The following is a 19,079-nucleotide window of genomic DNA, read 5'->3' as shown; positions in this document are numbered from 1 at the left end:
GAATCAGTATTCACTTTTTTAAAAAATCATTGTATGGTACATATCAGATATCCACAAAATATTTTATGGACAACAAATATAACCAATAGGATGAAAATATCATGAACCTACGCAGCTTGAATTTCGGTCTAGATGAAACTTTAATTGCGCTTCAAGATTCAGTAGCCGCATTTTGTGCAAAGGAAATTGCACCAATTGCCCAACAAGTTGATCAAGACAATAAATTCCCTGCACATCTCTGGAAGAAATTCGGAGATATGGGCCTTTTAGGTATGACAGTTTCTGAAGAATACGGCGGTGCCAATATGGGTTATTTAGCTCATATTATTGCCTTACAAGAAATTTCTCGTGCTTCGGCAGCTATTGGTTTGTCTTACGGTGCTCATTCTAATTTATGTGTAAACCAAATTAACCGTAACGGTAACGAACAGCAAAAACAGAAGTATTTACCAAAATTGATTTCCGGTGAATATGTAGGTGCCCTTGCGATGTCGGAGCCAAATGCAGGTTCTGATGTGGTCAGCATGAAATTACGTGCTGAGCAAAAAGGAGATCACTTCGTTTTAAATGGTTCAAAAATGTGGATCACCAACGGCGGGGATGCAGACGTATTAGTGGTATATGCCAAAACTGATCCGCAAGCTGGAGCGAAAGGTATGACTGCTTTTTTAGTTGAAAAAGGCATGAAAGGTTTTAGCCATGGTAATCATTTAGACAAACTCGGCATGCGTGGCTCTAACACTTACCCGCTGTTTTTTGACAATGTAGAAGTACCTGCTGAAAACGTACTCGGTGGTGTTGGTAACGGTACAAAAGTACTGATGAGCGGTTTGGACTATGAACGAGCAGTTTTAAGTGCCGGGCCTTTAGGTATTATGGATGCCTGTTTAGATGTGGTAATTCCATATTTACATCAACGCGAACAGTTTGGCCAAGCTTTAGGTGAATTCCAGCTTATGCAAGGCAAACTTGCCGATATGTATTCAACTTGGTTGGCATGTAAAGCCCTCGTCTATGCTGTCGGCGCTGCATGTGATAAAGCTGACCATGACCGCAGTCTACGTAAAGATGCTGCAAGCGCCATTTTATATGCTGCTGAAAAAGCGACATGGATGGCTGGTGAGGCAATTCAAACTTTAGGCGGCAACGGTTATATCAATGAATTCCCTGCTGGCCGCTTATGGCGTGATGCAAAACTTTATGAAATTGGTGCAGGGACTTCTGAAATTCGCCGCATGTTGATCGGCCGCGAACTCTTCAATGAAACCAAATAATAATTATAAATAAGGACGCATCTTATGAACCAATTACAAAGCAAGATTAATGTTCGAAGTGAAGACTTCAAAACAAACCAGCAAGCCATGCAAACATTGGTCACAGATCTAAAACAAGTTGCCCAGCGTATTGCGTTAGGCGGCGGTGAAAATGCCCGTCAAAAACATCTGGCTCGAGGTAAACTTTTACCCCGTGAACGTATTGATCAACTGATTGATGTCGGTACAGCATTTTTAGAAATTGGTCAGTTGGCAGCGTATAACGTTTATGAAGATGATGTACCTGCCGCAGGTGTGATTGCGGGTATTGGTCAAGTCAACGGTGTAACTTGCATGATCGTTGCCAACGATGCAACGGTTAAAGGCGGAACGTATTATCCACTTACGGTTAAAAAGCATTTACGTGCCCAAGAAATTGCTGAACAAAATCACTTGCCTTGTATTTATTTGGTGGATTCAGGTGGTGCTTATTTGCCAATGCAAGATGAGGTTTTCCCAGACCGCGATCATTTCGGGCGTATTTTCTATAATCAAGCACGCATGTCGAGCCTAGGTATTGCTCAAATTGCTGTGGTGATGGGCAGTTGTACCGCTGGCGGTGCTTATGTTCCTGCTATGTCTGATGAAACCATTATTGTCCGTAACCAAGGTACGATTTTCTTAGGCGGCCCTCCTTTAGTAAAAGCTGCAACTGGCGAAGTGGTGAGCAGTGAAGACTTAGGCGGTGGCGATGTACACACACGTCTTTCGGGTGTAGCTGACCATTTAGCTGAAAATGATGAACATGCCATTGCGATTGCGCGGAACATTGTTGCTAACTTAAATAAAAAGCCAAACGACTTAAATAAACAAGTTGATGAACCGCTATTTGATGCATCAGAACTCTATGGCGTGGTGCCAAGCGATGCGCGTAAACCTTTTGATGTTCGTGAAGTGATTGCACGTATTGTAGACGGCTCTCGTTTTGATGAGTTCAAAGCACGTTTTGGTTCAACATTAATTACGGGTTTTGCTTCACTTTACGGTATGCCAGTCGGCATTATTGCCAATAACGGAATTTTATTTTCTGAGTCTGCACAAAAAGGTGCGCACTTTATTGAGCTATGCACGCAGCGCAATATTCCATTGTTATTCCTACAAAACATTACGGGCTTTATGGTTGGTCGCCAGTATGAAAACGAAGGAATTGCAAAAAACGGTGCCAAATTAGTTATGGCAGTTGCCACCGCAAATGTACCAAAACTCACCCTGATTATTGGTGGTTCATTTGGTGCAGGTAACTACGGAATGTGTGGCCGTGCTTATTCACCACGCTTTTTATGGACTTGGCCGAACTCTCGTATTTCAGTAATGGGCGGCGAACAAGCAGCAAGCGTACTTTCAACTTTAAAACGTGACCAGATTGAGCAAAAAGGTGCCGAGTGGTCAGCGCAAGAAGAAGACGAGTTTAAACAACCAATTCGCGAACAATACGAGCGTCAGGGTCATCCGTACTATGCTTCTGCGCGCCTTTGGGATGACGGTGTCATTGACCCAGCTCAAACTCGCCAAGTACTTGGTTTAAGTCTTGCTGCTGCAATGAATGCCCCAATCCAGCCAACCAAATTTGGCGTGTTCCGCATGTAAGAGGTGTATATGAGCTATCAATTTTTACAACTCGAACAACAAGGTCAGGTTGCCTATGTTTGGCTGAATCGTCCTGAATTGCACAATGCTTTTAATACGACAGTCATTGAAGAGCTACATGCCTGCTTTAAGCAAATCAATACCCGTGATGATATTCGTGTTGTAGTTTTAGCGGGTCGCGGCAAAAGCTTTTCGGCAGGTGCCGACCTGAACTGGATGAAACAGGCAGGTCAGGCATCTTCAGCAGAAAATGAAGCAGATGCATTAAAACTTGCACAAATGCTTGATGCACTTGCAACACTTAAGCAACCGACCATTGCCCGAGTACATGGCATTGCCTTTGGTGGCGGCATGGGCTTAGCGTCAGCATGTGATATTTGCATTGCCAGTACGGATGCCAAGTTTGCAACGTCTGAGGTTCGTTTAGGGCTTGCTCCATCTACCATTAGTCCCTATGTAATTCGTGCAATTGGCGCAAGACAAGCCTCTCGTTACTTCTTAACTGCCGAGCGAATTTCAGCACGTGAAGCCAAACAAATCGGTTTGGCCCACGAAGTTGCAGATGCCGAAGACTTAGATAAAAAAGTTCAAGAAATTATTGATGCTCTATTACTCGGTGGTCCGCATGCTCAAGCGGCATCAAAACAACTCATTCAAATGGTGAGCAACCAGACCATGAGCAATGACTTGCTGCAACAGACAGCACATCATATTGCTCAAGTTCGTCAAGGCAGCGAGGCAAAAGAAGGTCTGAGTGCCTTTTTAAATAAACAGCAGCCTGCTTGGGTTTCTAACTCGAATAACAACAATTAAGGACGATCATCATGTTTGAAAAGATTTTAATTGCGAACCGTGGCGAAATTGCCTGCCGCGTAATTCGTACAGCTAAAAAATTAGGTATTGCAACAGTTGCCGTTTACTCAGATGCAGATGCAAATGCACAACACGTCAAACTTGCAGATGAAGCAGTTTATATTGGTCAGTCCCCTGCAACTCAGAGTTATTTACAGGTTGACCGTATTATTCAAGCAGCAATTGATACAGGCAGCCAAGCGGTACATCCAGGCTACGGCTTCCTTTCAGAAAATGACCAGTTCGCACTCGCTTGCCAACAACACAACATCTGCTTTATTGGCCCACCAGTTAATGCCATTTTAGCGATGGGCTTAAAAGCAACCTCTAAAGCTTTAATGGAAAAAGCAGGTGTTCCTTTAACACCGGGTTATCACGGAACCAATCAAGACGCTGACTTTTTAAAACAACAGGCAGACCGAATTGGTTATCCTGTTTTAATTAAAGCCAGTGCTGGCGGCGGTGGTAAAGGCATGAGTCTGGTTGAACGCAGTGAAGACTTTCTGCACGCCTTAGCCTCTTGTAAACGTGAAGCTAAATCGAGCTTTGGTAATGATGATGTCTTAATTGAGCGTTATGTGATTCAACCGCGCCATATTGAAGTCCAAGTTTTTGGCGATACACATGGCAACTATGTGCATTTGTTTGAACGTGATTGTTCGGTACAGCGTCGCCATCAAAAAGTATTAGAAGAAGCCCCTGCTCCACAGATGCCAAGCGAAAAGCTCGATGCAATGCGCCAAGCGGCAATTGATGCGGCACGTGCGGTAAATTATGTCGGTGCCGGTACGGTTGAGTTTATTGTGGAACAAGACGGTACAGCGTATTTCATGGAAATGAATACTCGTCTACAAGTCGAACACCCAGTCACTGAAATGATTACAGGTGAAGACTTAGTTGAATGGCAACTTCGTGTAGCTTATGGCGAACCTTTGCCTAAACTGCAAAATGAATTAAAAATTCACGGACATGCGCTTGAAGCACGTATCTACGCTGAAGAACCTGAAAAAGGCTTTTTACCTGCTATTGGTAAAATTGACTATTTGCATTACCCAACGCAAAACCAATATGTACGTGTAGACAGCGGTATTGTTGAAGGTGATGAAATCACGACTTATTACGACCCAATGATTGCCAAATTGATTGTATGGGGTAAAAACCGTGAAGCTGCGCTTATTCAAATGCAGCATGCTTTAAGTCAATTTCATGTCGATGGCTTAGGCAATAACATTGCTTTTCTTGAAAAAATTGTTCGTAGCGAATCTTTTAAACAAGCCAAGCTTGATACCAACCTGATTCAACGTGAACAAAACTTCTTGTTTAGCCCTGAAGAGATCAAACCTGAACTTGTGGTGGTAGCGGCATTTATTGAGTTTCTAAGTAAACTTAATAACAACAGCTCAAGCCAAAAACAGCTTTGGCAAGCTCAACCGCTTTGGCGTTTAAATATTGCTTATCAGCACAGTATTAAGCTGAACTATTTAAACCAAAATATCCAAATCAAATTTGCCTTAAATGAAGATGGCTTCACCGCAGAATATAACGGACAAAGCTACCCGATTTCTGGCCAATTGCTTGATGCGCATACGGCCTCTGTCCAAATTGGTGGAACTCAGCAAAAGCTGTCTTTTAACCAAAGTCAGCAAGGCATTACCTTATTTCAAAATGGACAAAGCTATAAGTTTGCTTATATTCGCCAAGACTTTAATCAAGCAGATAGCCAAGCCGATGAAGGCCACTTAAAAGCACCAATGCCGGGTGTGATCACTCAAGTGTTAGTAAGTGCAAATCATAGTGTTAAAAAAGACGATATTTTAATGACGCTTGAAGCCATGAAAATGGAATATACAATTCGTGCCCCTAAAGACGGCTTGATTGTAGATTCCTATTTCCAAGTCGGTGATCAGGTCAAAGCTGGCGATGAGCTTGTGGAATTTCAGCCTGCACAGGAGGAAGTTGCATGAGTGAGTTTGTCAAAATCGTGGAGGTCGGTCCCAGAGATGGCCTCCAAAACGAAAAACAGGCTTTAAGCGTCGAACAACGCTTAAACTTTATTAATGACCTGATTAATGCAGGTCTAAAATCGATTGAAGTCGGTTCATGCGTTTCGGCAAAATGGGTACCACAAATGGCTCAAAGTGATGAGCTATTTAAACTATTACCCCAAACAACCGATGTGCAATTTAGCTTGCTTACCCCCAATATTAAAGGTTTTGAAACTGCTCAAACGGTAGGATGCAAAGAGGTTGCGGTGTTTACCGCAGCTTCTGAAAGCTTTACCCGTAAAAATATTAACTGTTCTATTGACGAAAGCTTTGAAAAATTTAGTGATGTCCTGAGCGCAGCAAAAGCACATAACATCCGTGTACGCGGTTATGTCTCATGTATTGTCGATTGTCCATATGAAGGCGCAATTGCCCCTGAGCAAGTCGTAAAAGTTGTGAAACGACTCTATGACATGGGCTGCTATGAGGTGTCTTTAGGTGAAACTATTGGTACCGCAACACCAGATCGCGTTCAAAAGGTTTGGCAAGCATGCCTCGCTGAACTCGACAGCAAGGTTTTGGCTGGGCATTTCCACAATACCTATGGCATGGCGATTGCCAATATTTATCAGTCTTTACAGCAAGGCATTCGTGTTTTTGATTCGTCTCTTGCAGGTCTTGGTGGTTGCCCTTATGCCAAAGGTGCCTCGGGCAATGTATCGACCGAAGATCTGTTTTATTTGCTTTCACACATGGGATTTGAAACTGGCATTGATTTAGAAAAATTGATGCAAGCCAGCCAAAATATTAGCAATGTATTAAACCGAAAAAGCTTGTCGAACTATGCAAATGCTTATTGGCAAACCAAGTGTGCATAGTCACAAATTAAAATAACTTAGCATCTGGTATAAGGTTGAATATTAGACCTAGTACCAGATCATCCTATCTCATCTTTATCTCATTTCATTCAGGAATTGGGATTAAATATCTTTGTGCATTTTATTTAAAATTTATTATTCATCGCTGTATTAAATGCCTCTTTCAAAAGAAGCATTTTCTACCCTATTTTTATTCTAATCCGTATTATTTTTCATCCTTTTCTAACTTAATTCTTAAAAAAATTTATCTCATTATTTATAAAAATAAGATGCATCCATTTCAATTCTTGGAGAAATATATTCTTCTACCCAATCCAGCCATGCGCGTGTTTTGGCATCAATGAAATGGCGTGAAGGCAATAAGGTATAAACTCCAATATCGGGCGAACGCCACTCTGGCAAGATATGACATAATCTTCCATTTTGAACCGCATCTAAAGCCGAGAACATCGGCAATAACGCGACTCCCATATCCTGTTGCACCACATCTAATAACAACTCTGGATTATCTGCAATGAGTTGCCCGCCAATGTCGATTTGGTAAGACTCACCCTTTGCATTTAACAAGTGCCAATCTGGCGTAATAGACGGGTTTACCAAGCGTAAACAGGCATGATTTTTTAAGTCTTCTGGAGAAGACGGTACACCATGTTTCTCGAGATACGCAGGTGAAGCACATAAAACAGAAAAAATAGTGCCAATTCTACGTGCAACAAAACGAGAGTCTGTTAATGATTCAGTGAGATAAAGACTAACATCCACCCCTTTTGCCAACAGGTCTGGAACGTATTGTGAAGTCGTATATTCCACCGTTAATTCGGGGTAATGCTTACAAAACTCGGCCATCACTGGGAAAACATAATGATGCCCAAAGCTTCCCATGCTTAATACACGTAAACGCCCTTTGGGTTTAGATGCCGTTCCTGTTACTTCTGACTCCGCTTCATCTACCATTGAAATGACTTGGCGACAGCGCTCAGCGTAAGTCGCCCCAATGTCGGTGAGTGCCTGCTGGCGGGTTGAGCGTTGTATTAATTTTGTACCTAAGCGTGTTTCTAGCTCGCTGATAAGACGTGAAACCTGTGCTGTGGTCAGATCCATCTGCTCAGCTGCTGCTGTGAAACTCCCGCTATCAATCACTTTCAGGAATGCATGCATTGCATGCAATAGTCCACCATCGAGATTTTTGCGCATAACGTAAATATCTTTTCCTAAATTACGGATTGTTGCACCAGTTTAGATCAACCACAATGACTAAATGTACATACATTGGCACTAATTCTTTTTTAAGAAGAGGAACCGATCTTTTTTTATTTCGTATGTCACTTGCTCCAAATATTCAACTGGATGTTGAAAAAAGAAAGTAGTCCGAGCTACTAAAAATTCTAAGGAGATATAAATGAATATAGCTACAAAAGTCACTCCAAATATTATTGCAACAAAGGATGTGTCACTTGAAGATAAATATGTAAGTGATAACGGTACAGCATATATGACCGGTATTCAGGCACTTGTTCGGTTGCCTCTTGCCCAAACTCGCCGTGACGCGTTGAATGGTTATCATACTGCTGGTTTTATTTCTGGTTATCGCGGTTCTCCTGTTGGTAACTATGATAGTTTCCTTTGGCAAGTTCAAGGATTACTTAAATCCCATAATGTTGTATTTCAACCTGGTGTAAACGAAGACTTGGCTGCTACCGCAATCTGGGGTACCCAACAAGTTAATCTTTCAGGCCAAGGCAAATATGATGGAGTGTCTTCATGGTGGTATGGTAAAGGCCCGGGTGTTGACCGTTCAGGCGATGTACTCCGCCATGCTAACTTAGCTGGTACCTCTGAACGTGGTGGTGTTGTTGCTTTATTTGGTGATGACCACTCATGTAAATCTTCTACAATCCCTCACCAGTCTGAACATGTCATGATTGGTTGCGGTATTCCAATTTTCTACCCAACATCCGTTCAACAAATTTTAGACTTTGGTGTTCACGCCATTGCCGTTTCACGTTTTTCTGGTCTATGGACTTCAATGAAGCTGGTTAGTGAAATTGTTGAAACTTCTGCTTCTGTTCATGTCGACCTAGACCGTGTTACTCCGGTTATCCCAGAAGATGTTAATTTCCCTGCCGACGGCGTTAACATTCGTTGGCCAGATCATGGCATTCAGCAAGAAGAACGCCTTTATAAATATCGCTTACCTGCTGTTTTGGCCTATGCTCGCGCGAATAAAATCAATACCGTAACATGGCCTTGTGAAAATGCCCGTGTCGGTATTGCCGCAAGTGGTAAAGGTTATTTAGATACTATTGAAGCCTTACGTATTTTAGGTATTGAAGATGAAAAAGCCCAACAGCTTGGGCTACGTGTTTATCAGGTTGGTCTGATTTGGCCTTTAGAACCACAAGGCATTCGTGAATTTGCCGAAGGTTTAGAAGAACTCATTGTTATTGAAGAAAAACGTCCAATTCTTGAAACGCAAATTAAAGACGAGCTGTACTCACTGCCTGATGGCAAACGTCCTCGTGTCATTGGTAAAGCAACTGATGGTAAAGGTGAATGGAGTACCACTATTGAAGAAGCACCTCTCATTGGTCACTATGAGTACCAACCAGAACCAATTGCAAAAATGCTGGCTGCTCGCTTCTTAAAACTCGATATTCCAGAAAGCTTAAAAACACAAATCCAAAGCAGAATCGATTTACTGCTAAAAGCAGAGCAAGAATCAAAACGTGTTATTGATCTTGCTGAACGTAAACCGTATTTCTGTAGCGGTTGCCCACATAACTCTTCAACCGTAGTTCCTGAAGGTAGCCGTGCACTTGGCGGGATCGGTTGTCACTATATTGCTGTTTCACTTGACCGTGGTACCGAAACATTCTCTCAAATGGGCGGTGAAGGCGTAAGTTGGGTTGGTGCATCACCATTTACCAATGAAAAACACATTTTTGCTAACCTTGGTGATGGAACTTACTTCCACTCTGGTTACTTAGCAATTCGCCAATCTATCGCTGCAAAAACGAATATTACCTACAAAATCCTCTACAACGATGCAGTCGCTATGACAGGTGGTCAGCATGTAGATGGGCATTTAAGCGTTGCGCAGTTAACTCGTCAGCTTGCTGCGGAAGGTATTAAAAAACAAGTCATCGTGACTGATGAAGTAAAATTATTAAATGAAGAAGACGGTATTGCACCGGGCGTAGAAATTCGCCACCGTAATGAACTTGATGCAGTTCAACGCGAGCTCCGTGAAGTTTCAGGTGTAACCGCTTTAATTTATGTACAAACCTGTGCCAGTGAAAAACGTCGTCGCCGTAAACGTGATGTCTACCCTGACCCAGCTGAACGTTTATACATTAACAGTGATATTTGTGAAGGTTGTGGCGACTGTTCGAAAAAATCAAACTGTCTATCTATTGAACCAGTAGAGACAGCTTTGGGTACTAAACGTCAAATTAACCAAAGTAGCTGTAATAAAGACTTCACTTGTGCTGAAGGTTTCTGCCCAAGTTTTGTGACTGTTCATACACGTGATATGAAACGACCAGCTAAATTTGAAGGCATTGGCGCAGGCTGGCCAACATCACCAATTATTCCCCAGTTATATGACGTTCCAAGTCGTATTATGGTCGGCGGTATTGGTGGTACGGGTGTTGTGACGATTGGTGCACTGCTTGGTATGGCAGCTCACCTAGAAGGCAAAGCAACACGTGTTATGGACATGGCTGGACTTGCCCAAAAAGGTGGTACGGTTTATTCATACGTACAACTTGCAGCAAGTGATGAGCAAATTTCTTCTACTAAAATTCCAGCAGGTCAATGTGAATTATTGATTGGTGCTGATGCCGTAGTCGCTGGTGGTAGCGCTGCTCTCTCTCGCTTAAAAGATGATGCTTTAGTCATTGTGAATGAAGACAGTACTCCTACTTCTGAGTTTATTAAATCTCGTGACTGGTATGCACCTATTAGCGATTTAATTGACCGCCTTCGTGGTCGTGTTCGTCAAGGTCAACTGGTTTCTCTGCCAGCAGCTCGTATTGCAACACTACTCTTAGGTGATTCAATTTATACCAACCAGTTATTACTCGGTATGGCATGGCAGTCTGGTCGCATTCCATTACTGCGTGAAAGCATTGAAAAAGCAATTCGCTTAAATGGTACGGCTGTTGAAAAAAACCTCGAAGCTTTCCGCGTGGGTTGTCATCTTGCAAGTGACCCAACTTTAGCTGCACGTTTACTTGCGGCAATGCCAAAAACCAAAACTCCGCAAACTTTAGCTGAACTTGTTGAAGACCGTTCTGCTCGTCTAACGGACTATTGGAATGAAGCTTACGCAACTAAATACCGTACACTTGTAGAACTAGCAGCTAAAAAGTTACCTGAAGAATTAACTGGTACGATTGCAACTCAGCTTTATAGAGTTATGGCATATAAAGATGAATATGAAGTTGCACGCCTGTTAACAGGTAAAAGTTTCAAAGAATCGATCGAAACCCAATTCGGTAAAGGCTTACGTTTAACGTATCACCTTGCTCCACCAGCGTTACTCGGTGGTCTGAAAAATGTTCGTAAACGTGCGTTTGGTTACTGGATGCGTTTCCCAATGATGATGCTTGCTCGCTTACAATGGCTTCGTGAAACTTTCCTCGACCCATTTGCTCGTCAAGAAGAGCGTCAGCACGAACAAGCATGGCGTGATCGTTACATCGCATTTGTTGAAGCACTCGTTGAAGCTCCAGAAAATCACAACTTGGCAGTTGCTGAACAAATTGCAAAATTACCGGCAGAAGTTCGTGGTTATGGTCATATTAAAATGAAAGCAATGGACGCTGCAAAACAGCGCTGGGATGAACTTACACCAACACTTCTTAAAGTGCGTAGCTAAGAAATTGCTGAAAATTTAAATCTCGAAATAAAAAAGTCATCCTTAGGGATGACTTTTTATTGGCTCAAAAATTTATTTAGCCATTTTACGTAACGTCAAAATCTGCTCGCTTCGTCCAAATGGACCATACACATCATGTAAAACTGCACTAGTTAAACCAATACCATCAGCCCCATATTGCTGAACGGTTTCTAGACCTAACCATTTACCTTGCGGATAACGATGCATATGAATTTGCAAATCCAGATTTGGAAAGCCCCACGTAAATTCACCTTCTTGTCTTGGTACAATTCCGTTTGCAGTATCTACCATACCAATTAAATGCGCAAAATCTGTGGTCGGCTGCCCTTCAACCATGCCTTTATCATTGTTTAGCCAAACAATGCCTTTACCCGCGCGATGCTGATCATCAGTTTTAGTGACTAATGTCTGGATAAAACCACCCGGCCATCTTTTCATGCCCGTCCATTCTGTAAAAGTATCTGGATGATGAACGGGCTGATCTTCAAGCCCCGCAATAGCGGAACTGTCTTGAGTACACATGCGCCACGCTCGAGCCACAATACAGGTTTTACCTTGCGCTTGCATTTCTGCTTCAATCAATTCAATGGTTTTACCAGCACGAATCACATGGGTCTTAATCGTAAATTCACCAAATGCAATTAGTCCAAAAATATCAAAACTAATTCGGCCAATTCGCATATCTTGTCGTGGTGAAAATTGCTCTAACTCTGCGGCAATTACGCCACTTGCAGGCGCCATATGCTGTTCATGAGGGTTCCAAGCCCCTTGTGCATGAACAGTTGAGCAATAATGAGCAATGACTTCACCTTGAGGACCAATTGTTCTATTCAATAATTGATAATAAGCATTCATGATTTTCTTTCCGTAGTCCTTATTCAACATCAATATTTGATGAAAATTCACGTTTTAATGCTTATGTTAACCCTCTATTTGTTTGGCTCAACTGGTTTTTCCTACCAAAAACTGATGAGTCTAAAATTACAAATTTAATCACTAGGTAAAATTCCGCACATAAATTTCACCCAGTGATTCTAAAAATGACTATTCACTAAAATGCAAAAGCATCTTGATCGAGTTCCATCACAGCGTCAGCGCCAGATTCAATAGAAGCAGCATGACTCTGTGTACGATGCAAAAGCTTTTGATAGAAAAACTTAGCTGTCGTTAACTTCGCTTTATAAAAAGCTTGCTCTTGTGTACCTGATTCTAATTTTTCATGGGCAACTTGTGCCATTCGAGCCCACAAATACGCGAACACGACGTAACTGGAAAAATAAAGATAATCCACCGAAGCGGCCCCTATTTCTTCTGGGTTGTGCTTGGCTTTCTCTACAATCGATTTGGTCAGTGACAGCCACTGCTGCTTAAGCTCAGCTAATTTTTCTAAATAAGATTCCAAGACTTCATTGGATTGCGCTTGACCAATAAATTGATCAATTAGATCTGTCATATTTTTTAGAAGTTTGCCTTCTGACTTGAGAACTTTACGTGCAAGTAGATCTAAAGACTGAATTTCGGTCGTTCCTTCATACAATGTTGAGATACGCGCATCACGTACAATTTGCTCCATTCCATGCTCAACAATAAAACCATGACCACCGAATACTTGAACGCCATGCTTGGCAGACTCATTGCCTGACTCGGTTAAAAAAGCTTTGGCAATTGGCGTTAAAAAAGCCAGTAATTCATCTGAGTGTTTTTGCTGTTGCTGATCATTTGAGCTTTCCACAATATCGACATGCTGAGCTAAAAAGTAAGCTAATGCACGGCCGCCTTCAGAAAACGCTTTTTGGGTCATTAACATTGAACGTACAGCGGGATGGACAATAATTGGATCGGCATTTTTCTCAGGATATTTAGGACCAGATAGCGAACGCATGGCGAGACGCTCTTTGGCATAACTTAATGCGCCTTGAAATGAAATTTCAGAAGCTGCAAGCCCTTGTACTGCCGTTCCAATACGTGCGGTATTCATAAAGGTAAACATACAATTGAGCCCGCGATTTTCCGGACCAATCAAGTAACCTTTTGCGCCATCAAAATTTAGTGCGCAGGTGGCATTTCCATGAATCCCCATTTTATGTTCAATCGCGCTACAGACGACTTTATTACGGTCTTCTAAATTACCTTCATCATCTACATTAAATTTAGGCACAATAAATAAAGAAATACCTTTGGTCCCTGCGGGTGCCTGAGGTAAACGAGCTAAAACAATATGAATAATATTTTCGGAAAGATCATGTTCACCCGCCGAGATAAAAATCTTTTCGCCAGTAATGGAGTAGCTACCATCCGGATTTGGTTCTGCTTTCGTTCTAATTAACCCAAGGTCCGAACCCGCATGTGATTCGGTTAAACACATGGTTCCAGTCCAGACTCCGCTAATGAGTTTAGTCAAATACTGCTGTTTTTGTTGCTCAGTACCATGGTGCTCAATGGTTCTCATCGCGCCATGAGACAAACCCGGATACATTGCCCACGCCCAATTAGAACCACATAACATTTCAGAAATAGCGATCCGCAACAATGTCGGTAAGCCTTGCCCACCATATTCCGGATCGGCCGTTAAAGAGGTAAAACCTAATTCGGCATATTTTTGGTAGGCTTCTTTAAAACCTTTCGGCGTTGTAACTACGCCTTGATTTAAATGACACCCTTCCTGATCACCATTTTGGTTAATCGGTGCCAACTCATTTTCACAAAAATCTGCTGCTGCTTCTAAATATTGATCAATTAATTCTCGATTTACGCTTTCCTGATATTTGCTTAAACCTTGGTAGTTCTGTTCTGTTTGAAGCATTTCATGCAGCACAAATTGCATATCACGTAATGGAGCTTTATATAAAGGCATAGTTTTTCCCTTTCACGTTACTGCCTTTGTTAGGGGGCAGATATCGTTTTTTCCTTAAATGAACTTTTATTGTTTCAATCTCACCAAAATATCAAAAAATTTCTTATAGCAAAATATATTTTCACTAATTTAATAAAATTATTGTCACCAAAATATAGGTATAAAATGTAAGTTCATGTTTTAAAGTAAAAATATTAGAAATAAATTAATAAATATTGTTTATAAGAATAATTTTAAATTTTGTATAGCAAAATTTTATTCCGTAAAAATTCAATTTATAGTATGGTAATTAGATTGCTTAATCATCCAAGGACGATTTATGGAAAGCCCGAAATACACAGGTCTCGAATTTTTAACCGCTTTAAAAAATGGTGAAGTTTCTCCATCACCTATGGCTCACACCATACCGATGGAACTCGTTGAAGTTTCCGAAGGTAAAGCAACTTATAAAGTTACTCCTCGCAAAGAACATAGAAATATACAAGGCGGTGTACACGGCGGCTTTTGCGCCACCGCTTTAGATACAGCAACAGGCAGCGCAGCTCATACATTACTTGAACATGGCGTTGGCTATGGAACTATTGATTTAAATGTAAAAATGATCCGTCCCATGCAAGTTGATACGTCGTACTATGCGACAGCCGAGTTGATTAACGCAGGCCGCAATATTATTAGTACCGAAGGAAAAATCGTAGATGAAAATGGCAAAGTGTATGCCTTTGCCTCGGCAACCTTAATGATTATTCGAAAATAATAAAATATCCAAGCTCCTGTTTATGGAGCTTTTTCTTGCTTTGCAATCTTGTTCATTTCATAAAAATCTAAGCGATCAATCATAAAACTCACCATTGCCATCGCTAAACCTAAGGCAGCACACGCTTCCCATCCCCAGTGTTTCCATGCATAAACCGCAATAAAAGAACCTAAAGCAGCCCCACCAAAATATAAGGTCATATAAATTGAATTAATACGAGAACGCGCCTCGGCCGAAATTCGGTAGACCAGATTTTGGTTAAGCACATGAAATGCCGACAAACCAAAGTACGCCATAATCACGCCAACAGCATAGGCCACCAAAGATTGCTGGGCAAAAAATAGTGGTATCCATGCACTTATTAATAGCCCCATGCAAATCACTGCAATTTTATTTTCAAGTCCTGCTGCAATTTTCTTACCTGCCCATGGGGTCGCAAATACACCAGCTAACCCAACAATTCCAAATAAACCAATCTGGAAATCGTTAAAGTGATAAGGCTCATTCGCCAAAATAAAAGTCATGGTGGTAAAAATGAGAGCCAAAATACCAAAGCCAATTCCCCCTGCCAAACCACGGCGTAGTAAATGAGGCTGATGAACAGCTAATGAAAATAGTGAACAATAGATCTGTAGAATATTAAGTTGATGAGACTTACGCGCAACTGGCAACTTCACCCACATTACCCAAGCAAACACCAAAATGGTAATTCCGCTAATTAAATAAACCGCATGCCACGACCAAACTGTAGAAAGTAAACCGGCAATAGAACGTGCCAATAATATTCCCAAGAACAAACCACTCATGAGAGTGCCTACAACTTGAGGACTTTTTTTCGGGCTGGCTAAACCTGCGGCAAAAGGGACTAAAACTTGAGTCGCAATAGAAAAGAACGTAGCTAAAAAGGTAAAGCCATATAAAGCTGGCAAAGTTTGACTTAAGGATAGCCCTACTTGTGCAAAGCCCGTACAACACATGAGCAAGCAAATATAACTACGCTTTTCAAAGAAGTCGCCTAAGGGAACCAATATAAAAAGGCCAACTGCATAGGACAGTTGGCTAATCACAATAGTTAAAGCGACTTGATCTGCATTAACTCTTAATGCTTCAGCAATTGAATAGATTAAGGGCTGGTTATAATAGTTTGAACCCGCACAAATTCCACATGTCATTGCCATGATAAAAATAAAGCTTTTTGACAGTATATTTTCTGCATTGGGCTCAACTATTTTTTCCATTTTTAATTACGCCCCATTTTAAAATTTATACATCGATACAAAGTTTACGCGTGATACATCAGCGGTTCTGCCATCAAATACTTCTCGTTTGCCTTGGTGATATTCCATACCAATATCCATTTGCTCAATCGGTGAATAAAAGACGTTCGCGGCATAGTCAGTTAAGCGTTTATTGGCATCTGGATTGAGTTTGGCATAAGCCGTGTCGTCATCATAATCAAACATTGAAGCCGATAAGTTTGCACGCCATTGCTCGTTGAATTTATATGAATAACCAATATTGATGCTATTCAACTTATTCATCACCAACTCTGTTTTGTCTTCATTTAAAGAAAAATCACCCGCTGCATTTAAACTTGCCGAATTTGCCAAGCCACTTTGGGTGGTGTAAGGCATAAATTTTTGATCGCCAACAATATATTGATAATTTGCTTGTACCGATTGTTGTGGCGTGAGTTGATATTTTAAGCCGCCGCCAGCGCCCCAGCTTACTTTCTTAACCGTAGCAGTTGCGACATCCGTAGATTTTTCATTAATAAAGCCTTGAGCAAGGGCCGTTAAAGGGCCTTGTTTAAAGGTATAGCGACCCGTTAAAGTTGGAAATGCCGAGACTCTCGAACCTGTATATTCCAAGGCTACTTTTAAATCATTATTGGCATCAATTTTCCAGTCATAGCGTATTTGAGGAGTACGTGTATAAGAGGTTCCTACAAATTGAGTGTAATCGACAGCTTCGGTACGAGTTTCCATGTTAGACATGAGTGACCATGTTTGACCAAAAGTCCAGTCTTTATAGGTGAAAAAAGCATGACGGATACGGAATTTACCATCTCCTGTTCCCATGTTAGAGCTATCAAAGAAATCGGCTTCGATATTCCCTGTAACTGCTTTATTTGGGCTATTAAAATAAACACCAATTCGACTTGCATTAATCATCGCATCAGAGCGCGCATGATTTGAACGCTTTTCACTTTCAAAAGGTGTTCGGTACAGACTGCTGGTCGTTCTACCGCCCGAGTCAGGTGATGATTTAAAATCGACCGCTGCATCAACACGGGCAATACCGTAAACCTTCACATTATCCGTCCAAGTCACCCACGAGGGAGCAATGGGCTTCTCTGTTACCGTTGCTTTAGTTTTTTCGATATTCTCTTCGATCTTTACCTGTTTAACCTGTAAATTATTTTGAGTTTGTTTCTGAGCAGCAAGTTCTGCTTTTAATTTTTGCAGCTCGGTTTCTAGCAAATTAATTCTTTGTTCTGTTGTATCTGAAGAATTTGCAAAAATAGTCCCTGAAGCCGCAGCGCAAGCTGCAGCTAAAATTAATTTTTTCATCTTTTAATCCTTAAAGAAGCGTTTTTTCCGTGGGTAATCTAGGCTACACGTGCATCGATTAGTTCACAGTCTGTGACTGCCTGTAATTCTTCAAAACTTAAGCCTTCCACCATTTCCGTGACATAAGCTTTTTGGTCTTTGAGTTCAATAATGCATAAATCGGTATAAATACGATTTACACACTGCTCACCTGTCATTGGATAGCTCAGTTCTTTTACAATTTTGGACTCACCTTTTTTGGTGACATGTTCCATATAGACATAAATTGTTTTAGCACCGACTGCCAAATCCATAGCACCGCCAACTGCGGGTACATCATCTGCTTTACCGGTATGCCAGTTTGCTAAGTCTCCATTTACCGCAACTTGGAATGCCCCAATCACACAAATGTCCAAATGACCGCCACGCATAATGTCAAACGAGTCACCATGATGCATAAAGCATCCACCATCTAATAAAGTGACAAGTTCTTTTCCGGCATTCACTAAGTCTTCATCTTCCTCACCCGGTTGTGGTGGTGGACCAAAAGCCAAGACACCATTTTCCGAATGTAAAAAGATTTCTTTGTCTTTTGGCAAAAATTTAGCAACGTTGGTCGGTAAGCCAATGCCTAAATTGACATAAGAACCTTCCGGAATGTCATTAGCAATGAGTTTGGCAATATCTTCACGAGAACGCTTTTGAACTGACATTAGATATCTCCTACTTTTACAACGTGCTGAACAAAAATTCCCGGTGTAATAATGCACTCTGGGTCAAGAGTTCCTAGCTCTACGGTATCATTCACTTGAACAATTGTGGTCTTAGAGGCTTTTGCCATAATTGGCCCAAAATTGCGGGCTGCTTTGCGGTAAGTTAAATTGCCCCAACGGTCGGCTTTATCGGCATAAATCAATGCAAAGTCAGCTTCAAGTGGATATTCAAGTACATAATTTTTACCGTTAATAGTTCGTGTTTCTTTACCCTCAGCGACTTTGGTGCCATAGCCAGTCGGAGTAAAAATAGCACCTAAACCAGCCCCCGCTGCCTGAATCCGACATGCCAAATTACCTTGTGGAACCAGTTCTAACTCAATTTTTCCCGCACGATATAAGTCTTGAAAAACGGTTGACCCAGCAGATTTCGGAAATGAACAAATCATTTTTTTAACACAGCCAGCAATAATGAGCTTAGTTAAACCACGATCACCAGAAGCCGCATTGTTATTTACAATGGTGAGTTCTTTTTTTCCTAAATCAATTAAGGCTTCAATTAATTCAGCAGGTTGCCCCGTCACACCGAACCCGCCTGTCATGATGGTTGCTCCATCAGGAATCGCTTTTAAAATTGGTTCAATGTCACTGGTGATTTTATTTATCATCTCACTTGTCCCTTTTCATC

General features: G+C 41.5%; 14 protein-coding genes. 7 read left to right on the top strand and 7 right to left on the bottom strand.

Annotation, left to right across the window (positions count from 1 at the left end; genetic code table 11):
* Positions 1-101: 101 nt before the first annotated feature.
* From KTI78_RS11155 to KTI78_RS11135, 5 genes are read left to right on the top strand one after another with little or no spacing between them, the layout of a single operon-like run.
* Positions 102-1,274, top strand: coding sequence for an isovaleryl-CoA dehydrogenase (locus tag KTI78_RS11155; RefSeq protein WP_016141377.1), 1,173 nt, complete (start codon positions 102-104; stop codon positions 1,272-1,274).
* A gap of 24 nt (positions 1,275-1,298) precedes the next feature.
* Positions 1,299-2,900, top strand: coding sequence for a carboxyl transferase domain-containing protein (locus tag KTI78_RS11150; RefSeq protein ID WP_016141378.1), 1,602 nt, complete (start codon positions 1,299-1,301; stop codon positions 2,898-2,900).
* 9 nt (positions 2,901-2,909) lie between these two features.
* The gene (locus KTI78_RS11145; RefSeq protein ID WP_000121718.1) at positions 2,910-3,713 is read left to right on the top strand and encodes an enoyl-CoA hydratase/isomerase family protein; all 804 of its coding nucleotides are present in this window, start codon (positions 2,910-2,912) and stop codon (positions 3,711-3,713) included.
* Positions 3,714-3,724: 11 nt separating this feature from the next.
* Positions 3,725-5,716: an acetyl/propionyl/methylcrotonyl-CoA carboxylase subunit alpha gene (locus KTI78_RS11140; protein ID WP_262446136.1), complete on the top strand. Its 1,992-nt coding sequence runs from the start codon at positions 3,725-3,727 to the stop codon at positions 5,714-5,716.
* A complete protein-coding gene (locus KTI78_RS11135) occupies positions 5,713-6,615 on the top strand; it encodes a hydroxymethylglutaryl-CoA lyase (protein WP_262446135.1) in 903 nt (300 codons plus the stop codon). The genes KTI78_RS11140 and KTI78_RS11135 overlap by 4 nt, the downstream gene beginning before the upstream one ends.
* 252 nt (positions 6,616-6,867) lie before the next feature.
* Here KTI78_RS11135 and KTI78_RS11130 read toward each other — a convergent pair whose 3' ends face one another.
* Complete coding sequence (locus KTI78_RS11130) at positions 6,868-7,809, bottom strand: LysR family transcriptional regulator (protein WP_262446134.1); 942 nt, start codon at positions 7,807-7,809, stop codon at positions 6,868-6,870.
* 205 nt (positions 7,810-8,014) lie between these two features.
* On the opposite strand from KTI78_RS11130, the gene KTI78_RS11125 reads away from it, so the two are divergent.
* Entirely contained in the window at positions 8,015-11,497 is a 3,483-nt protein-coding gene (locus KTI78_RS11125; RefSeq protein WP_262446133.1) for an indolepyruvate ferredoxin oxidoreductase family protein, read from the top strand.
* 72 nt (positions 11,498-11,569) lie between these two features.
* Here KTI78_RS11125 and KTI78_RS11120 read toward each other — a convergent pair whose 3' ends face one another.
* Positions 11,570-12,373, bottom strand: a complete 804-nt coding sequence (locus tag KTI78_RS11120) for a thioesterase family protein (protein ID WP_262446132.1) — start codon at positions 12,371-12,373, stop codon at positions 11,570-11,572.
* 196 nt (positions 12,374-12,569) lie between these two features.
* Positions 12,570-14,372, bottom strand: a complete 1,803-nt coding sequence (locus KTI78_RS11115) for an acyl-CoA dehydrogenase C-terminal domain-containing protein (protein WP_262446131.1) — start codon at positions 14,370-14,372, stop codon at positions 12,570-12,572.
* A gap of 304 nt (positions 14,373-14,676) precedes the next feature.
* Here KTI78_RS11115 and KTI78_RS11110 point away from each other — a divergent pair, with 304 nt between their 5' ends.
* The gene (locus KTI78_RS11110) at positions 14,677-15,126 is read left to right on the top strand and encodes a PaaI family thioesterase (RefSeq protein ID WP_079284144.1); all 450 of its coding nucleotides are present in this window, start codon (positions 14,677-14,679) and stop codon (positions 15,124-15,126) included.
* A gap of 20 nt (positions 15,127-15,146) precedes the next feature.
* On the opposite strand, the gene KTI78_RS11105 is transcribed toward KTI78_RS11110, so the two are convergent.
* Genes KTI78_RS11105 through KTI78_RS11090 form a run of 4 tightly spaced genes read right to left on the bottom strand, consistent with a single transcriptional unit; the run spans position 15,147 to position 19,059 of the window.
* Positions 15,147-16,364 (bottom strand): MFS transporter, encoded by a 1,218-nt coding sequence (locus tag KTI78_RS11105; protein WP_262446130.1) that lies wholly within the window; start codon positions 16,362-16,364, stop codon positions 15,147-15,149.
* Positions 16,365-16,382: 18 nt separating this feature from the next.
* The gene (gene dcaP, locus KTI78_RS11100; protein WP_262446129.1) at positions 16,383-17,699 is read right to left on the bottom strand and encodes an outer membrane trimeric porin-like protein DcaP; all 1,317 of its coding nucleotides are present in this window, start codon (positions 17,697-17,699) and stop codon (positions 16,383-16,385) included.
* A 38-nt stretch (positions 17,700-17,737) separates the two neighbouring features.
* On the bottom strand, positions 17,738-18,391 hold the full coding sequence (locus KTI78_RS11095; RefSeq protein ID WP_224991644.1) for a 3-oxoacid CoA-transferase subunit B: 654 nt from the start codon (positions 18,389-18,391) through the stop codon (positions 17,738-17,740).
* Positions 18,391-19,059, bottom strand: a complete 669-nt coding sequence (locus KTI78_RS11090) for a 3-oxoacid CoA-transferase subunit A (protein WP_016141389.1) — start codon at positions 19,057-19,059, stop codon at positions 18,391-18,393. The genes KTI78_RS11095 and KTI78_RS11090 overlap by 1 nt, the downstream gene beginning before the upstream one ends.
* Positions 19,060-19,079: the final 20 nt, after the last annotated feature.

The organism is Acinetobacter sp. WU_MDCI_Abxe161, from assembly GCF_025514355.1.
GTDB classification, from domain to species: domain Bacteria; phylum Pseudomonadota; class Gammaproteobacteria; order Pseudomonadales; family Moraxellaceae; genus Acinetobacter; species Acinetobacter pittii_E.
The sequence above is the reverse complement of the archived record's forward strand: the minus strand, read 5'-3'. Positions and strand labels throughout refer to the sequence as shown.

Bases quoted from the DNA above. Each gene is read 5' to 3' on its own strand.
- KTI78_RS11140 (WP_262446136.1), top strand. From the start codon at position 3,725: ATGTTTGAAAAGATTTTAATTGCGAACCGTGGCGAAATTGCCTGCCGC.
- KTI78_RS11150 (WP_016141378.1), top strand. From the start codon at position 1,299: ATGAACCAATTACAAAGCAAGATTAATGTTCGAAGTGAAGACTTCAAA.
- KTI78_RS11125 (WP_262446133.1), top strand. From the start codon at position 8,015: ATGAATATAGCTACAAAAGTCACTCCAAATATTATTGCAACAAAGGAT.
- KTI78_RS11090 (WP_016141389.1), bottom strand. From the start codon at position 19,059: ATGATAAATAAAATCACCAGTGACATTGAACCAATTTTAAAAGCGATT.
- KTI78_RS11135 (WP_262446135.1), top strand. From the start codon at position 5,713: ATGAGTGAGTTTGTCAAAATCGTGGAGGTCGGTCCCAGAGATGGCCTC.
- KTI78_RS11130 (WP_262446134.1), bottom strand. From the start codon at position 7,809: ATGCGCAAAAATCTCGATGGTGGACTATTGCATGCAATGCATGCATTC.
- KTI78_RS11095 (WP_224991644.1), bottom strand. From the start codon at position 18,391: ATGTCAGTTCAAAAGCGTTCTCGTGAAGATATTGCCAAACTCATTGCT.
- KTI78_RS11145 (WP_000121718.1), top strand. From the start codon at position 2,910: ATGAGCTATCAATTTTTACAACTCGAACAACAAGGTCAGGTTGCCTAT.
- dcaP (WP_262446129.1), bottom strand. From the start codon at position 17,699: ATGAAAAAATTAATTTTAGCTGCAGCTTGCGCTGCGGCTTCAGGGACT.
- KTI78_RS11105 (WP_262446130.1), bottom strand. From the start codon at position 16,364: ATGGAAAAAATAGTTGAGCCCAATGCAGAAAATATACTGTCAAAAAGC.
- KTI78_RS11120 (WP_262446132.1), bottom strand. From the start codon at position 12,373: ATGAATGCTTATTATCAATTATTGAATAGAACAATTGGTCCTCAAGGT.
- KTI78_RS11115 (WP_262446131.1), bottom strand. From the start codon at position 14,372: ATGCCTTTATATAAAGCTCCATTACGTGATATGCAATTTGTGCTGCAT.
- KTI78_RS11155 (WP_016141377.1), top strand. From the start codon at position 102: ATGAACCTACGCAGCTTGAATTTCGGTCTAGATGAAACTTTAATTGCG.